The organism is uncultured Flavobacterium sp. (genome assembly GCF_937967675.1).
Lineage (GTDB): Bacteria > Bacteroidota > Bacteroidia > Flavobacteriales > Flavobacteriaceae > Flavobacterium.
The window spans coordinates 1-16367 of sequence record NZ_CALBSN010000170.1 but is presented as its reverse complement, the minus strand read 5'-3'; the positions used below and the strand labels follow the sequence as shown (position 1 = coordinate 16367).

Annotated in this window: 16 protein-coding genes and 1 pseudogene; 9 read left to right on the top strand and 8 right to left on the bottom strand. The window is 34.3% G+C overall.

Annotation, left to right across the window (positions count from 1 at the left end; all coding sequences use genetic code 11):
• From ychF to Q0075_RS11440, 7 genes and pseudogenes are all read left to right on the top strand, one after another.
• A partial coding sequence (gene ychF, locus Q0075_RS11470; RefSeq protein WP_297869628.1) for a redox-regulated ATPase YchF occupies nucleotides 1-821 on the top strand: 821 nt, incomplete at its 5' end.
• A gap of 2 nt (nucleotides 822-823) precedes the next feature.
• Complete coding sequence (locus Q0075_RS11465) at nucleotides 824-1474, top strand: porin family protein (RefSeq protein ID WP_297869627.1); 651 nt, start codon at nucleotides 824-826, stop codon at nucleotides 1472-1474.
• Nucleotides 1475-1578: 104 nt separating this feature from the next.
• The gene (locus Q0075_RS11460) at nucleotides 1579-2244 is read left to right on the top strand and encodes a hypothetical protein (RefSeq protein ID WP_297869626.1); all 666 of its coding nucleotides are present in this window, start codon (nucleotides 1579-1581) and stop codon (nucleotides 2242-2244) included.
• 196 nt (nucleotides 2245-2440) lie between these two features.
• Nucleotides 2441-4294 (top strand): DNA topoisomerase IV subunit B, encoded by a 1854-nt coding sequence (locus Q0075_RS11455; RefSeq protein WP_026726247.1) that lies wholly within the window; start codon nucleotides 2441-2443, stop codon nucleotides 4292-4294.
• Between the two features lie 108 nt (nucleotides 4295-4402).
• Nucleotides 4403-4777: pseudogene (locus Q0075_RS11450) on the top strand (GxxExxY protein).
• Between the two features lie 191 nt (nucleotides 4778-4968).
• On the top strand, nucleotides 4969-7677 hold the full coding sequence (locus Q0075_RS11445) for a DNA gyrase/topoisomerase IV subunit A (protein ID WP_291110503.1): 2709 nt from the start codon (nucleotides 4969-4971) through the stop codon (nucleotides 7675-7677).
• A 107-nt stretch (nucleotides 7678-7784) separates the two neighbouring features.
• Nucleotides 7785-9458, top strand: a complete 1674-nt coding sequence (locus Q0075_RS11440) for a formate--tetrahydrofolate ligase (protein ID WP_297869625.1) — start codon at nucleotides 7785-7787, stop codon at nucleotides 9456-9458.
• Nucleotides 9459-9613: 155 nt separating this feature from the next.
• On the opposite strand, the gene Q0075_RS11435 is transcribed toward Q0075_RS11440, so the two are convergent.
• The 7 genes from Q0075_RS11435 to Q0075_RS11405 form a co-directional block, all read right to left on the bottom strand.
• On the bottom strand, nucleotides 9614-10387 hold the full coding sequence (locus Q0075_RS11435; protein ID WP_297869624.1) for a TerC family protein: 774 nt from the start codon (nucleotides 10385-10387) through the stop codon (nucleotides 9614-9616).
• A 34-nt stretch (nucleotides 10388-10421) separates the two neighbouring features.
• Nucleotides 10422-10808, bottom strand: a complete 387-nt coding sequence (locus Q0075_RS11430) for a DNA topoisomerase IV (RefSeq protein WP_297869623.1) — start codon at nucleotides 10806-10808, stop codon at nucleotides 10422-10424.
• An 18-nt stretch (nucleotides 10809-10826) separates the two neighbouring features.
• Nucleotides 10827-11060, bottom strand: a complete 234-nt coding sequence (locus Q0075_RS11425; protein WP_297869622.1) for a DUF6095 family protein — start codon at nucleotides 11058-11060, stop codon at nucleotides 10827-10829.
• Nucleotides 11061-11879 (bottom strand): N-acetylmuramic acid 6-phosphate etherase, encoded by an 819-nt coding sequence (gene murQ / locus Q0075_RS11420; protein ID WP_297869621.1) that lies wholly within the window; start codon nucleotides 11877-11879, stop codon nucleotides 11061-11063.
• A gap of 4 nt (nucleotides 11880-11883) precedes the next feature.
• A complete protein-coding gene (locus Q0075_RS11415; RefSeq protein ID WP_291110488.1) occupies nucleotides 11884-12264 on the bottom strand; it encodes a PH domain-containing protein in 381 nt (126 codons plus the stop codon).
• 65 nt (nucleotides 12265-12329) lie between these two features.
• Nucleotides 12330-13064, bottom strand: coding sequence for a ZIP family metal transporter (locus Q0075_RS11410; protein ID WP_291110485.1), 735 nt, complete (start codon nucleotides 13062-13064; stop codon nucleotides 12330-12332).
• Complete coding sequence (locus Q0075_RS11405) at nucleotides 13064-13828, bottom strand: class I SAM-dependent methyltransferase (protein ID WP_291110484.1); 765 nt, start codon at nucleotides 13826-13828, stop codon at nucleotides 13064-13066. The genes Q0075_RS11410 and Q0075_RS11405 overlap by 1 nt, the downstream gene beginning before the upstream one ends.
• 110 nt (nucleotides 13829-13938) lie before the next feature.
• On the opposite strand from Q0075_RS11405, the gene Q0075_RS11400 reads away from it, so the two are divergent.
• Both Q0075_RS11400 and Q0075_RS11395 read left to right on the top strand, forming a co-directional pair.
• Nucleotides 13939-15099 carry a THUMP domain-containing protein gene (locus Q0075_RS11400; protein ID WP_297869620.1) on the top strand — a complete coding sequence of 387 codons (1161 nt, stop codon included), beginning with the start codon at nucleotides 13939-13941 and terminating at the stop codon, nucleotides 15097-15099.
• A gap of 125 nt (nucleotides 15100-15224) precedes the next feature.
• Nucleotides 15225-15458, top strand: a complete 234-nt coding sequence (locus Q0075_RS11395) for a hypothetical protein (RefSeq protein ID WP_297869619.1) — start codon at nucleotides 15225-15227, stop codon at nucleotides 15456-15458.
• 292 nt (nucleotides 15459-15750) lie between these two features.
• Here the strand turns inward: Q0075_RS11395 and Q0075_RS11390 are convergent, their stop codons facing one another.
• A complete protein-coding gene (locus Q0075_RS11390; protein ID WP_297869618.1) occupies nucleotides 15751-16257 on the bottom strand; it encodes a DUF6438 domain-containing protein in 507 nt (168 codons plus the stop codon).
• Nucleotides 16258-16367: the final 110 nt, after the last annotated feature.

The following is a 16367-nucleotide window of genomic DNA, read 5'->3' as shown; positions in this document are numbered from 1 at the left end:
TTAGAGAATGTAACGCCATTATCCACGTTTTACGTTGTTTTGATAACGATAATATTGTGCATGTGGATGGAAATGTAAATCCAATTCGCGATAAAGAAACCATCGATATAGAATTGCAATTAAAAGATTTAGAAACGGTAGAAAAACGTTTGGAAAAAACCAATCGTGCTGCCAAAACAGGAAACAAAGAAGCACAAGTTGAAAAAGCTTTATTAGATAGAATTCGCGAAACTTTATTAGCAGGAAAATCAGCTCGTACTGTAGTTCCTCAAAATCAAGATGAGGAAGAAATGTTAGAAAGTTTTCAATTAATCACAACAAAGCCGGTTTTATACGTTTGTAATGTTGACGAAGCTTCGGCAGTAAACGGAAACAAATATGTAGATCAAGTTCGTGAATTAGTTAAAGATGAAAATGCTGAGGTGATTGTACTTTCAGTAGGAGCAGAAGCAGATATTACCGAATTAGAAAGCTATGAGGAGCGTCAAATGTTTTTACAAGACATGGGATTATCTGAGCCAGGTTCGGCAGTGTTAATTCGTGCCGCTTACAAATTATTGAAATTACAAACCTATTTCACGGCTGGTGTTAAAGAAGTTCGTGCTTGGACAATCAACATCGGAGATACAGCACCAAAAGCAGCTGGAGTAATTCATACTGATTTCGAAAAAGGATTTATCCGTGCAGAAGTTATTGCATTCGAAGATTTTTCTAACTACGGTTCAGAAGCAAAAGTAAAAGAAGCTGGAAAATTAAGAGTAGAAGGAAAAGAATATATTGTTAAAGATGGTGATGTAATGCATTTTAGATTTAATGTATAAATATGAAGAAATTATTTTTTGTAATTATTTTTATTTGCTTTCCACTAATATTGGTAGCTCAAGATAAAATTAAATTTGGAGTAAATGGTGGGTTAAATTATGCTAGTCTTAGAGGAAATGATTTAGCTGAAGATTTAGCCCCAGGTATTTCTTATTTAGTGGGAGTTTCGGCTGAATTTTTCTTAAAAGAAAACTTGTCAATTTCAGCTAATTTAAACTATGAAAATAAAACAGCAAAAGATAATGGTAATGTTTATTTAATTGATGAATATGGATTTCCTACAATGATTAAAAGTGATTCTAAATCTATATACAACTATTTAGTATTGCCCGTTTATGTAAATTATTATTTTGGCAAAAAAGATGATTTCTATGTTAATGGAGGTTTATTCTTAGGTTATCTATTAAATTCTAAACTTAGCTCAAAAAATTCTGACAATGACACTGATACAACAGATATGAATAAGAAAATAGATGCAGGTTTGGTTTTTGGATTTGGAAAGGTATTTCAGCTAAATGATAAAAATAATTTAAAATTAGAGATTAGAGAAAATTTGGGGATGTTAAATACAAGTGATTTTGATGTATATAACGATGGAACAATTAAAACAAATTCACTTAATTTAATTTTAAATTGGAATTTCAATTTATAGATAATATTTAGAACCGAGCATAAGAAAACAAGCAAAACCGTTGAAGCCATTCAGCGGTTTTTTTGTGGCATAAGATTTGTGTTTGCAAAACAAAACAAACTATCATGAAAAAATATCTTATTCTAGCCGCATTTGCTTTGGCTACGATTTCCTGTAAAGATTCGGGATTACACAACAGTTTTATTTATTTTTCTGAAGCCCAACCCACAAATGTGGATGAGATAAAAGTATTCCCGAAGAAGTTTGTTCGAACGTATACCTTGGATTATTCACATCGTTTGGTAATCCAACCAAAATGCGCTTATGTAAAAGAAATTGAAACCATTACGGCTTTAAAGTCTGAATTGGACTCTATTCCTGAATTTGAATTACGCAATAACCAAGTTTTTGATAAATTCGAAAATAAACCATATAAAACCTTTATAAAAGGCGATACAATTGCGTTTGAAATCGAACGTTTGGATACTATTTTTTCTTTTTCCGAAAACGAAATCGCTAAACAGTATAAATCCTCATTGGTTTTAAATAAAGAAGTTGATGGAAAGTACCAAACCAGTATTTTGAAATTGTCTACTATTGGAGCAAAACACATTCAACTTGGAACCAAAAAAGATTTTACCAAATTAAATTCCGAACTTAAAATTCCATTTGCTGTCGAAATGAAGGAAAATGATACACTTCACGTTCTTTTAACACCATCACGTGCCGATTTTAGAAAATTACTTCGTTTAGACGGTTTTGAATATGCGACATTATATTTGATGAAATGAGTTCAGATAGTGGAATTTTTGGATATTATGATTAATTAAAAAGTCTTATCTCTTTCCTCTTTTTAATATTGAACTTGAATTTGATTTTTGCCCTTGAACTTGCTCTTGTCAACCGCATTTTGTCAATAACTTATCGGTTTTTCCTTTCTCAATTTTGGAGATAAATGCTATATTGCACAAAATCCAAAATCTGTCTATGTTAGAGCAAAATCAATATACCGAAGACAACATACGTTCGCTCGATTGGAAAGAGCACATTCGAATGCGTCCGGGTATGTATATCGGAAAATTAGGTGACGGTTCATCGCCTGATGATGGTATTTACATTCTGTTAAAGGAAGTTATGGACAACTGTATCGATGAATTCGTTATGGGTGCCGGAAAAACCATTGAAGTTACTATCAAAGATAAATTGGTAACCGTTCGCGATTATGGTCGTGGCATTCCGTTAGGAAAAGTCGTTGATGTAGTTTCCAAAATGAACACAGGAGGAAAATACGATTCAAAAGCCTTCAAAAAGTCTGTAGGTTTAAATGGTGTCGGAACAAAAGCCGTAAATGCCCTTTCGAATTATTTCCGAGTGGAATCGGTTCGTGATAACCAACAAAAAGCAGCAGAATTCTCAGCTGGAAATTTGACGCTAGAGGAAGATATTCAAGAAACTACTAAGCGAAAAGGAACCAAAGTTTCTTTCGTGGCCGATGATACGATTTTCAAAAATTACAAATACCGAAACGAGTACATCATCAAAATGCTCAAAAACTATTGTTACTTAAATCGCGGATTAACGATTTATTACAATGGTGAAAAATACGTTTCGGATTACGGATTGAAAGATTTATTGGAAGAAAATATTTCAGCTGAAGATATGGTATATCCAATCATTCATTTGGAAGGAGACGATATCGAAGTTGCCATTACACACAGTAAATCCCAATATTCAGAAGAATACCATTCGTTTGTAAACGGACAAAATACTACGCAAGGTGGAACGCATTTAGGGGCTTTCCGTGAGGCGATTGTAAAAACCATCAAAGAGTTTTATAACAAACCTTTCGAAGCTTCCGATATTCGTAAATCGATTGTGTCTGCGGTTTCGGTTAAGGTTGAAGAACCGGTTTTCGAATCACAAACGAAAACCAAATTAGGTTCTACCGATATTGGTCCGAATGGTCCTACCGTTCGTACGTTTGTCAATGATTTCATTAAAACGAATTTAGATAACTTTTTGCATAAAAATCCCGAAGTTGCCGATGCGTTATTACGTAAGATTTTACAAGCGGAGCGCGAACGTAAAGAACTTTCTGGAATTCGAAAATTAGCCAAAGAACGTGCTAAAAAAGCAAGTTTACACAATAAAAAATTGCGCGATTGTCGTGTGCATTTAACCGATGCTAAAAATCCAAGAAGTTTAGAAAGTACGCTTTTTATTACCGAGGGAGATTCGGCTTCAGGTTCAATTACCAAAAGTCGCGATGTAAATACACAAGCGGTTTTCAGTCTACGTGGAAAGCCATTGAATTCGTATGGAATGACGAAAAAAATCGTGTACGAAAACGAAGAATTCAACTTATTGCAAGCGGCATTAGACATTGAAGAATCGATGGAAGATTTGCGTTACAACAACATCGTAATCGCAACCGATGCCGACGTGGATGGGATGCACATTCGCTTGTTGTTGATTACGTTTTTCTTGCAGTTTTTCCCTGAGTTAATCAAAGACGGCCATTTGTACATTTTGCAAACGCCTTTATTCCGTGTGCGAAATAAAAAGGAAACGATTTATTGTTATAGCGAAGAAGAACGAGTTAATGCCATTGAAAAACTAAAACCAAAACCAGAAATCACCCGATTCAAAGGATTAGGAGAAATTTCGCCAGATGAGTTTAAGCATTTTATCGGGCAAGACATTCGTTTAGATCCAGTCATGTTAGATAAAGCCACAACGATTGAAACCTTGTTAGAATTCTACATGGGTAAAAACACCCCAGACCGACAAGAGTTTATCATCAATAATTTGAAAGTAGAATTGGATGTGGTAGAGAAGTAATGGTAGCACGAAGTTTCACAATGTAATGCACAAAGTCACACAAAGATATTTTTTAACATTGCGAAACTTAGTGAAAACTTTGAGTAACATAGTGTAACAAAAAAAAATATGACTGAAGAAAACGAAATAAGCCGAATAATTTTAGATTGCGCCTACAAAGTTCATACAAAGTTAGGTCCAGGATTGTTGGAAAAAGTTTACAGAGAATGTTTGGCTTATGAATTGACTAAATGCGGATTAGAAGTTAAACAATAATGTCCATTTCTAGTTATTTATGAAGATATAAAAATGGATTGTGGTTACCGAGTAGATATTCTAGTAAATAATAAAGTTATAGTGGAATTGAAAGTAGTTGAAGATTTTACTATTGAACATACAGCTCAATGTCTAACTTACATGAAACTATCGGAATGTAGATTAGGATTACTTTTAAATTTTTATAAGAAATCATTAAAAGACGGTATAAAAAGATTAATATTATAACATTGATTTTATTGGTACACAAAGAATCACAATGTAAAGCAAAAAGTCACACAAATTAATTTTAAAACATTGAGTTACTTCGTGAAAAACTTTGAGAAACATAGTGCTACAAATACATAAAAAGACAAAGTAGAAATATAAACATTGTGAAACTTAGTGTAAAACTTTGAGAAACATAGTGCTACAAAAACATGAAAGACGAAGAAGATAACATCATCCCAGAAGACGACAATTTAGAGAACCAAGACCAGCCCCAAAAAGAGGAAGGTTTTGAGGATATTCATGTGTCAACGGGACATCATTTTTACGAAAACAACGAAAATCCAGAGGATACCATTACCAAAGTTACAGGAATGTACAAGGATTGGTTCTTGGATTACGCTTCCTATGTAATTTTAGAGCGTGCCGTTCCTGCGATAGAAGACGGTTTCAAACCCGTACAACGTCGTATCATGCACTCCATGAAAGAGTTGGATGACGGTCGTTACAACAAAGTGGCTAATATCATTGGGCACACCATGCAGTATCATCCACACGGAGATGCGAGTATTGGTGACGCTATGGTGAACATCGGGCAAAAAGATTTGTTGATTGACTGCCAAGGGAACTGGGGAAATATTTTAACCGGTGACGGAGCCGCAGCCCCTCGTTACATCGAAGCTCGAATTTCAAAATTTGGTCACGATGTGTTGTTTTCTCCAAAAGTTACCCAATGGCAATTAAGCTATGATGGTCGTAAAAACGAACCGATTCATTTGCCTGTAAAATTTCCATTGTTGTTAGCGCAAGGTGGAGAAGGGATTGCAGTAGGTTTGTCTACGAAGATTTTACCGCACAATTTCAATGAATTAATTGATGCGTCAATTAAAATTTTAAAAGGAAAACCATTTACTTTATTTCCAGATTTCCCAACAGCCGGAATTGCTGATGTTTCCAACTATAATGATGGAATGCGAGGTTCTCGTGTTCGTGTGAGAGCTAGAATCGCACCTTTAGATAAAAATACGTTAGTGATTACCCAAATTCCATTTTCAACCGATACTACCAAATTGATTGATAGCATCTTGAAAGCCAATGAAAAAGGGAAAATCAAAATCAAGAAAATTGAAGATAACACCGCCGCTGAGGTTGAAATCGTAATTCATTTACAACCCGGAACTTCGCCAGACAAAATGATTGATGCGTTGTACGCGTTCACCGATTGCGAATTGTCTATCGCGCCATTAGGTTGCGTGATTGAAAATTGTAATAAGCCTTTGTTTATTGGCGTTTCTGATATTTTGAAGATTTCTACCAATCGTACGTTGAATATTTTAAAACGAGAGTTAGAAATTCAATTAGACGAACTCGAAGCGAAGTGGCATTTCGCAAATTTAGAGAAGATTTTCATCCGTGAAGAAATGTATATTGACTTCAAATTGTATTCGGATAGAGAGTCGCTTTACAAATACATGTACGATCGATTTGAGCCTTTCAAAACCATTTTAATTCGAGAAATTGAAGACGAAGATTTACAAAGATTGACGCAAATTCCAATGATTCGTATTACACGATTTGACTCGGATAAAGCTGACGATGCGATTGCGAAATTGGAAGCCGAAATCGAGCAAGTGAAATACCATTTAGATCATTTGATTGATTATGCGGTAGATTATTTCACCACCTTAAAAGACAAATACGGAAAAGGAAGAGAACGTTTGACCGAATTACGTAATTTCGATAACATTCAAGCTACAAAAGTAGTATTGCGTAACCAAAAATTCTATGTGAATAGAGAAGAAGGTTTCGTAGGAATGGGCTTGAAAAAAGACGAATACGTGGGTGAATGTTCCGATATAGATGACATTATCGTTTTCCTTCGCGATGGAAAAATGATGGTAACCAAAATTGATGACAAAAAGTTCATTGGTAAAGATATTATTCATGTTGCCGTATTCGATAAAAACGACAAACGTACCATTTACAACATGATGTATCGTGATGGTAAAAACGGTTCTACGTTTATCAAGCGATTCAATGTTTCTGGAGTTACTCGTGATAAATTCTATGATTTGACGCAAGAAAAACCTGGTTCAATGGTGTCGTATTTCTCAGCGAATCCAAATGGAGAAGCAGAAGTCGTTACGATTTTGTTACGCCAAGTAGGTAGTGTGAAAAAACTGAAATGGGATGTCGATTTTTCCGATATTGCTATTAAAGGAAGAGCGTCTCGTGGAAATACGGTTACCAAATATCCAATCAAAAAAATCGAACTAAAAGAGAAAGGAATTTCGACTTTACGTCCGAGAAAAGTTTGGTTTGATGATACCGTGCAACGTTTGAACGTAGATGGAAGAGGCGAATTGTTGGGCGAATTTAAACCAAACGACCGCTTGTTAATTGTCAACCAATCAGGGAAACTGAAAACAATAATTCCAGAACTTTCAACGCATTTTGAAGAAGACATGATTGTGTTAGAAAAATGGAATCCAAACAAACCGATTTCGTGTATTTATTATTGTGGAGAAAAAGACAGATATTTCGTAAAACGTTTCTTAGTTGAAAACGAAAATAAAGAAGAAATTTTCATCACTGAGCACGAAAAATCACAGTTAGAAATCGTTTCTACTGATTGGCGTCCGGTTGCTGAGGTAATTTATGCCAAAGTAAAAGGTGTTCAAAAAGAAAACCAAGTAGTGGATTTAGAACAATTCATAGCAGTAAAAGGAATCAAAGCATTAGGAAACCAGTTAACTACGGATAAAATCAAACAGATTAACCTATTAGATCCGTTGCCTTATGAAGAAGTATTAGAGGAGCCAGAAATTCCAACAAACGAAGCTTCAGAAGAAGGAAACGACATTCAAGATTTCAATATAGAATTAGACGACGACGGACAAATTACGTTATCTTTAGAATAAAATTCTGACCTGCAAGGTTTTTTACTTTGCAGGTTTTTTTATTGACTTTTATCATTTTTCACTCCAAATAAAACACTTAATTTCGTCCTAAATTAAAACACAACAACATGTCAACATTTCCATCAGACATTGAAATTGCACAAAACGCAACAATGTCTCACATTAAAGATATTGCCAAAAAAATCAACTTATCAGAAGACGATTTAGAATTTTATGGCAAGTACAAAGCCAAATTACCTTTACACTTACAACAAGAAAACCCAAAAGGAAAACTGATTTTAGTTTCTGCCATGTCGCCAACGAAATATGGTGAGGGGAAAACTACGATGTCTATCGGTTTAACGGATGGTTTGAATTACATCGGTAAAAAAGCGATTGCGGTTTTACGTGAACCTTCGCTTGGACCTGTTTTTGGGTTAAAAGGTGGCGCTGCTGGTGGTGGTTATGTACAAGTGTTACCAATGGAGGATATCAATTTGCATTTTACAGGTGATTTTTCGGCAATTGAAAAGGCAAATAACTTGCTTTCAGCGGTGATTGATAACAATCTGCAAAACACGAAATATTCTTTAAATCTGGATCCAAAATCAATTGCATGGAAACGTGTAATGGACATGAACGACCGTTCTTTACGTCAGATTATTATTGGAGTAGGAGCGAAAGCGAATGGAACCATGCGAGAAGATGGTTTCAATATTACACCCGCTTCGGAAGTTATGGCGATTTTATGTTTGGCGAAAGATTTAGAAGATTTGAAATTCCGATTAGGAAATATATTCGTTGGGAAGACGTTAGATGGAAAAGCCATTTTCGCTCGTGATTTGAATGTAGTAGGAGCCATGGCAACATTATTGAAAGATGCGATAAAACCGAACTTAGTACAAACCATCGACGGAAATCCAGCCATTTTACACGGTGGACCATTTGCTAGTATTGCACAAGGAACCAATACAGCTATTGCTACCAAAATGGGATTATCATTAGGCGATTATGTTGTTACAGAAGCAGGTTTTGGTGCTGATTTAGGTGCGGAAAAATTCTTGCATATCAAATGTGAACAAAGTGGTTTGAAACCAGATGCTGTTGTTTTAGTAGCAACAATTCGTGCTATTAAACATCATGCGGGATTAGCTGCGGAAGATTTTAAAACGGAAAACGTAAGTGCCATTGAAAAAGGCTTCTGTAATTTGGAAAAACACATTGAAAACATGCAACAATTTGGATTAAATCCTGTAGTTTGCATCAATGCTTTTCCAGACGATACGCAAGCGGAATATGATAAATTGAAAGAATTATGTGCTTCAAAAGGAGTAACGGCTATTGTAAGTACTGCTTTTGCTCATGGTGGAAAAGGTTCGGCTGAAGTGGCGCAAAAAGTAGTAGAAGAAATTGAAAAAGGAACAGCGAATTATAAACCGTTGTACCAACCTTCGGATTCTATAGAACATAAAATTAATGTAGTTGCCAAAACCATTTATGGTGCGAATTCAGTTGAGTTTTCTCCAAAATCGAAAACACAATTGAAAATGATTAACGATTTAGGATTTGGTCATTTTTCGATTTGTATGGCGAAGACACCAGCAAGTTTTTCAGATAATGAAAAATTAATTGGTCGTCCTGCGAATTTTGATATTACGGTTCGTGAGTTTGAAATCGCCAGTGGTGCTGGATTCATTGTGCCTTTGTTAGGTGAAGTAATGCGAATGCCAGGTTTACCAGCGGTTCCAAACGCAGAACGAATTGATATTGATAACGAAGGAAGAATTACGGGATTGTCTTAGTGTTTTGACACAAGTAAACAATACAATTCCTGTCTAACCCAGATAGGAATGAAAATAAAAAATGGTCACTGAGTTTCTCGAAGTGACCATTTTTTATTGTAATGTATAGCAGGAATATGGTATTCTGATAAGTCCCGAACCATTCGTTCCTAATCTTAATGTGCTTTTTTACGCATTTTCATGTTTAAAAATTCTACTCCTAATGAAAAGGCAATAGCAAAGTATAAATATCCTTTAGGAACAGCACCTACTTGTTGTCCAACCAATTCGGCATGCGATAAGTGCATACTTTCGGTAATTAACATAAATCCGATAAGGATTAAGAAGGCTAAACCTAAGATTTGAATAGATGGGTTTGCATTTACGAAATTTCCAACTGGAACTGCAAATAACATCATGATTCCTACAGAAATTACTACGGCAGTAATCATAATTACTAAGGCACCTTCGATACCATTTGTCATACCAACAGCTGTTAAGATACTGTCTACTGAGAAAATTAAATCGATAAGTAGAATTTGACCAATCACACTTGCAAATGATTTAGTTGCAGAAGTTTTAAGTTCTTTCTCTTCTTCACCTTTGTGGTCTACTTTTTCGTGAATTTCTTTGGTACTTTTATAAATTAAGAACAAGCCTCCTAATAATAAAATTAAAGCTTGACCTGTAATGTCGGCTGAGAACCAACCAAAGTCAAAGCTGAACCATGGCGCTTTCATGGCAATTAATAAGGTAATTCCGAATAGCAATGCAATACGCATAAACATAGCTAAGAATAATCCTATTCTAGTAGCTTTTTTACGTTTTTCTTGTGGTAATTTTCCAGTAACAATCGAAATAAAAATAATGTTATCGATACCTAGAATAATTTCTAAAAATGTTAAGGTTAAAAGTGCTATCCAAGCATCCGGATTTAAAAATACTTCCATTTTATTTTATGTTTTTAAAGCTTGTTATACGTGACTAGTTTGTTTTTGTTACAGTACCGCGTTGTTTTTTTGAATCGCCCACAAAGGAATATTCAAAAGTATAGGTATTGTCTTTGGTAGTCAAGATTTTCATTTGAACTGCTTTTTTCTCTTCGCGGTTTTTGGGATTGATATTTTGAATTACATATTCGCAATCGTTTGTCCAACGTACCTTGAAAGTATCAATTTTTCCTTCGTAGGTTTCAACTTGAATAGAATCGTTGCGTTCAAAAGTACTGGTGTATTTTTTACCTTCAATTTCGGTTTCTGAAATGAATTTACCCGTTTTAAAATCAGTACAATTGCGTTCTTGTTGATAACATGAAGCGAATGTTGTTAGCACTAATAAACTAAAAATCAAAGTTGGTATATTGAATTTCATAATTGAATTTTTATTATTTTAACCTTGTCTATCACCATCAAACATGCTTTTTACCATGGTATTGATACCTTTATAAATTAAGTACATGGCGGCTATTGCTACAATAATCCCTAATGCTAAAACGTAAGGATAGAGGGGATGTTTTTCGTTTTTGAAAGCACTATTTATGATTATGGGTCCCAAAAACAATAGCGGTAAAGCACCGGCCAAAAGTTTGATTCCTTTCACTAATACATTTTTATCGGTTGCCATTTATTTTGAATTTAGGTAAAATTGAATTGCATTTCTCACACTGCCGTGCGTTTTTAAGAGTTCGTTGGCTTCTTCATAACTTACAGGAATTTCGTCCATAATCATTCGAGTTCCTCTGTCAATTAATTTGGTGTTGCTCAATTGCATATCCACCATTTTGTTTCCCTTTACTTTTCCCAATTGAATCATAGTGGCTGTCGAAATCATGTTTAAAACCAATTTCTGAGCGGTTCCAGCTTTCATGCGAGAACTTCCGGTTACAAATTCTGGTCCAACTACCACATCAATAGGAAATTTAGCGGTTTTCGATAACGGACTTTCCGCATTGCAACTGATACTTCCGGTGCTGATGTTATTTTGATTGCACATTTCTAAACCACCAATCACATAAGGCGTAGTTCCCGAAGCGGCAATTCCAACTACAACATCGTTTTCATTGATCTTCCATTGTTGTAAGTCGTTCCACGCTTGTGCTCGGTCGTCTTCGGCAAATTCTACTGCTTTTCTAATCGCCGTATCGCCACCTGCAATAATTCCAATTACCAAATCAAACGGAACCCCAAAAGTAGGCGGACATTCCGATGCATCTACAATTCCTAAACGGCCCGAAGTTCCTGCACCGATGTAAAACAAACGACCGCCTTGTTTCATTTTCGAAACAATTTCTGTCACTAGTTTTTCAATTTGTGGTAACGCTTTTTCAACGGCTAACGGAACGGTTTTGTCTTCGTTATTGATATTTGCTAACAAATCCGATACCGACATTTTTTCTAAATGTTCGTATTTGGAAGCTTGTTCAGTAGTCTTGGTAAAATTCATACTATTATTTTAAAACGTGATGTGCCAAAACATTCTGAACATCATACACATTGACAGATTTATTAAATTGCTTCACCACACTTGGATGTACTTCACTTGAAACCCAAATTTTCAATTCGGCTTCTAAGTCAAATGTACCCGCAGTTTCTACGCTGAAACGTGAAATGCTTTTGTAAGTAATGGATTTATATTCAATTTTGCTACCGGTAATACCTTGTTTTTCAATTAGAATTAATCGTTTGTTGGTAAAAATAAAAGTATCGCGAATCAATTTGAAACCCAATTCAATTTCTTCACCTGTAATTAATAATTTACCGTAATCTTTTACTAAGGTTTCTTGATTTACAGCACCTGCATTTCCAAGTAAGGCAGAAAAAATCCCCATATCAATTGTTTTAAATGTTCTTCAAATTTAAGTAAAAAGTACTTATGTTTTATGTTGATTTACGATTAATGCGAATGTCCCATTTCAATTATATAAGCCAAAACAAAACCAAATACAATCATGGTGATTTTAGCCAAATTGAATTTGTGTCCTTCATTACTTTCAAAAATAATTGTTGATGAAATATGGAACAAAATTCCCACTACAACTGCCGAAATTTCTTTTGAGTAATGTTGAGCAAAATGCATTTGTTCCGCTAAAAATGTTCCTATCGGAGTCATTAAAGCAAAAGTAAACATGAAAGCAAAAATCATCATTTTGTTCATTTTGGCATTTACAAAAAATAAGGTCAAAATGATAGCGATAGGTAAGTGGTGAACCGCAATTCCATAGGCTAAATTGTGATTGTTGTGGATAGGAAAACCTTCTAATAAGGCATGAATACACAAACTAATAAACAACAACCAAGGTATCTGATGCAATTCATTATGCTCGTCGGTATGCACGTGAACGTGTCCGTGTTCGGCACCTTTTGAGAAAAATTCTAGTAAGATTTGGAAAAGAATTCCAATCATAATGAAAACGCCAACAGGTAACTTGGCATGCACTTCTTCTCCTTCGTGAATATGATTATGTCCTTCACTGAATAACTCAGGAAGTAAGTGTAAAACGGTTAGCGAAAGTAAAAACGCACCACTGAACGCTAACAACAATTTGATGTTTTTCTTTTTTTGTGGTTTTAGTACCAACGCAAATAAAAAGCCAATAATTACGGCTGAAAAGGTGATAATATATTGCATTATTTGAAAATCATGATTAAACGTTCTGATTGGTTTTTATAGAATTTTCGCAATTTATAATCGCCAAAAATGTCTAAAAGATAAATACCGGCTTCCTCCATCATTTTTTCAAAATCTTCTAAGCGAAGGGCTTGTACTCTCTCGGTAAAATGATAGTTTTGACCTTCGTCTTCAAACGAAATTTCTTTGAATATATGTCCGTCTTTATAATAACGTTGTATATGAAAATCAATTCCGTCAACCGATTTTACTTCATCAGCCACTAAGTTTTCAATTACAAAATCCGCATTCATAAAATCAATAACCGCAAAACCGGTTTCGGTTAAACTGTTGTGAATGGCTTTGATGGTTTTATAATTATCAGCATCGTCTTCAAAATAGCCAAAACTCGTAAACAAATTGAAAATAGCATCGTATTTTTCGTTACACGTTTCGCGCATGTCGTGCACTTTGAAATGCAGTTTTTCATTGGCAAATTGCGAGGCTTCCTTAATGCTGTTTTCTGATAAATCAATTCCGGTTACATCAAAACCTAAGGAATTCAGATAAATCGCATGACGTCCTTTTCCGCAAGCCAAATCTAAGATTCTAGCCGCTTCGGGAAGATTCAAATAATGCGTTAAATTGTCCATCAACAATTGTGCTTCTTCGTCATTGCGTTCCTTGTATAAGATGTGATAGTATTTAGTATCAAACCAAGATTCAAACCAGTTTGAGGCAGGTTGATTTCCTATGGATTGTGATTTATTGTTGTTATCTGACATTAATTCTGATTTCGTTTCATTCAAGTAGCAAATTTAATGTATTTTTGCACAAGAATACCCTAATTATTACGATTGCAATTGATTTTTGCAATTGAACTTGAATTTGTAGAATGGAAAATTTTAAAATGACGGCCAAAACCTTCTTTGGTTTTGAAGAAATATTAGCTAAAGAATTGCAAATTCTTGGCGCGCAACATGTGGAAATCGGTACTCGTGTGGTGAGTTTTAAAGGTGATAAAGGATTTATGTACAAGGCTAATTTGGCGCTTCGTACGGCTTTGAAAATCTTAAAACCCATTAAAACGTTTAAAGCTCAAAACGATAAAGCGTTGTATGAAGGCATCAGAGCGATAGATTGGTCCGATTATTTAACAGAACACAATACTTTTTTAGTAGAAACTACGTTGCATTCTGAAAACTTCAACCATAGCCAGTTTGTGGCTTTGAAAACTAAAGATGCGATTGTAGATCAATTTAGAGATTTGAACGGAAAGCGTCCAAGCATCGATAAAGATTTCCCAGATTTACAAATTCACGTACATATTGATAGAGATAATGTAACGGTTTCATTAGATTCTTCTGGAGCTTCGTTGCATCATAGAGGCTATCGTTCGGCTACCAATATTGCGCCTATCAACGAAGTGTTAGCAGCCGGAATGTTGATTTTATCAGGTTGGGAAGGAAAAAGTCATTTCTTGGATCCAATGTGTGGTTCGGGAACTATTTTGGCAGAAGCAGCGATGATGGCTTGTAATATTCCAGCGAATATCAACCGAAAAGAATTTGCTTTTGAAAAATGGAAAGATTGGGATGCCGAATTATTTGATAACATTTTAGAATCCTTACTAAAGAAAACACGCGAATTTCATTACACAATTAAGGGCTACGACAAAGCACCAAGTGCGGTTGCAAAAGCAAAAGACAATGTTAGAAACGCCAATTTAGACGAATACATTACGATTACTAATGAAAACTTCTTCGATTCTAAAAAAGAAACCGAAGGACCACTACACATGGTATTCAATCCGCCTTATGGAGAGCGTTTGGATATTGATATGGAACGTTTTTATAGAGAAATTGGAGATACCTTAAAACAAAATTATCCCAATACCAATGCTTGGTTTATTACTGCAAATTTAGAAGCATTAAAATTCGTAGGATTAAAACCAAGTAGAAAAATTAAACTTTTCAATGGAAAGTTAGAAGCCCGTTTGGTGAAATACGAAATGTACGAAGGCAGTAAAAAAGGGAAATATTTAAGTGAAAAGTGAAAAGTGAAAAGTAAAAAGTGAAAAGTAAAAAGTAAAAAGTAAAAAGTGAAAAGTAAAAAGTAAAAAGTGAAAAGTAAAAAGTCATTTTTACAATTTATCAGTTCAACAATTAAACATTATAAACAATGAGCAAAAAAGTAAAAGCATTTTTATATAACTTCTTAGGATTTAGTTTATTTTATATTCCAGCTTATTTAGGTGTAATGAATTATTCACACCTACAAGGATTATGGATAGCAGTAACCGCTTTTATGGTAGCGTTATTATTAGCGCCAAAATTTCAAGCGATTAAAACGCACAATGGAGAAAAAATCTACATGAAGTGGCTTTTTATAAAAGGTGTGAAAGAAATAAAATAAAGAAATCCTGAGTATAAGGATTTTATTTATTAGTGTTTACGAACTTGATGCTCGTGCTAGTTAGGGATTCCCTAAAACAAGGGAAATACTTTGCTTTTGTAAAATCAGTCTTTGAAGACTTCAAAAACTCGATTGTAAGCTATTCCGATTTTAGAATTTTGTACTTCAACTAAAAAACAAACCTCGCTTAAATGTCCCGAAAATTCGAGATAAACGAGGTCGGAATTTTATTTTTTGAAATTTTATTTAAAAAATGGTAGTTGTGCAACAGTTACCGCTTTTAGTAGCTGGTTTAATTAAAAGACTCAATTTCTAATTTTTCCGTTGTCTTGGTTAAACTTTCAGATTTGCCAATTTTATAAACAAAAGCCATTAATTTTTCCCAATGTCCAGCAGGATAAATGTATATCATTGGTTTTCTTTGTTTTTTAATGTATAAAATTATTGATAATTGAGAACCTTCCGAAAGTATTATTGTATTTGGCTCACGTTTTGGCTCGATAATTCCAGATTTTTCCAAATCAATTTTTTTAATTAAGTCAATAAATTCGATATAAGTTTTATCATCAAGTTTACCTTTATAATATCCCATTTTCAAAGTGTCTATTTTCCGTTTTTCATAAGCTTTTTCAACATATAGTTTAACTTCTTTCTTTTGATTTATTTCCAAATGATATTCAGGACAAGTTCCAAAGCATTCTGATGTGTGAAAAATTATTTTTTCAAATTCATTATCATTTTTTTTTGATGCACAGCTAATCAATATAAAAGAAATAATTAGGTAAAATATCTTTTTCATAAGTTAATTTTTCAAGTAGTTATTCTAATTAGGAGTTTTTTTTTAAAACTTGCTACTAACGTCAGACTGTGAAAAAACTCACAATCTTTTTAACAAAAATAGTAAAAAAC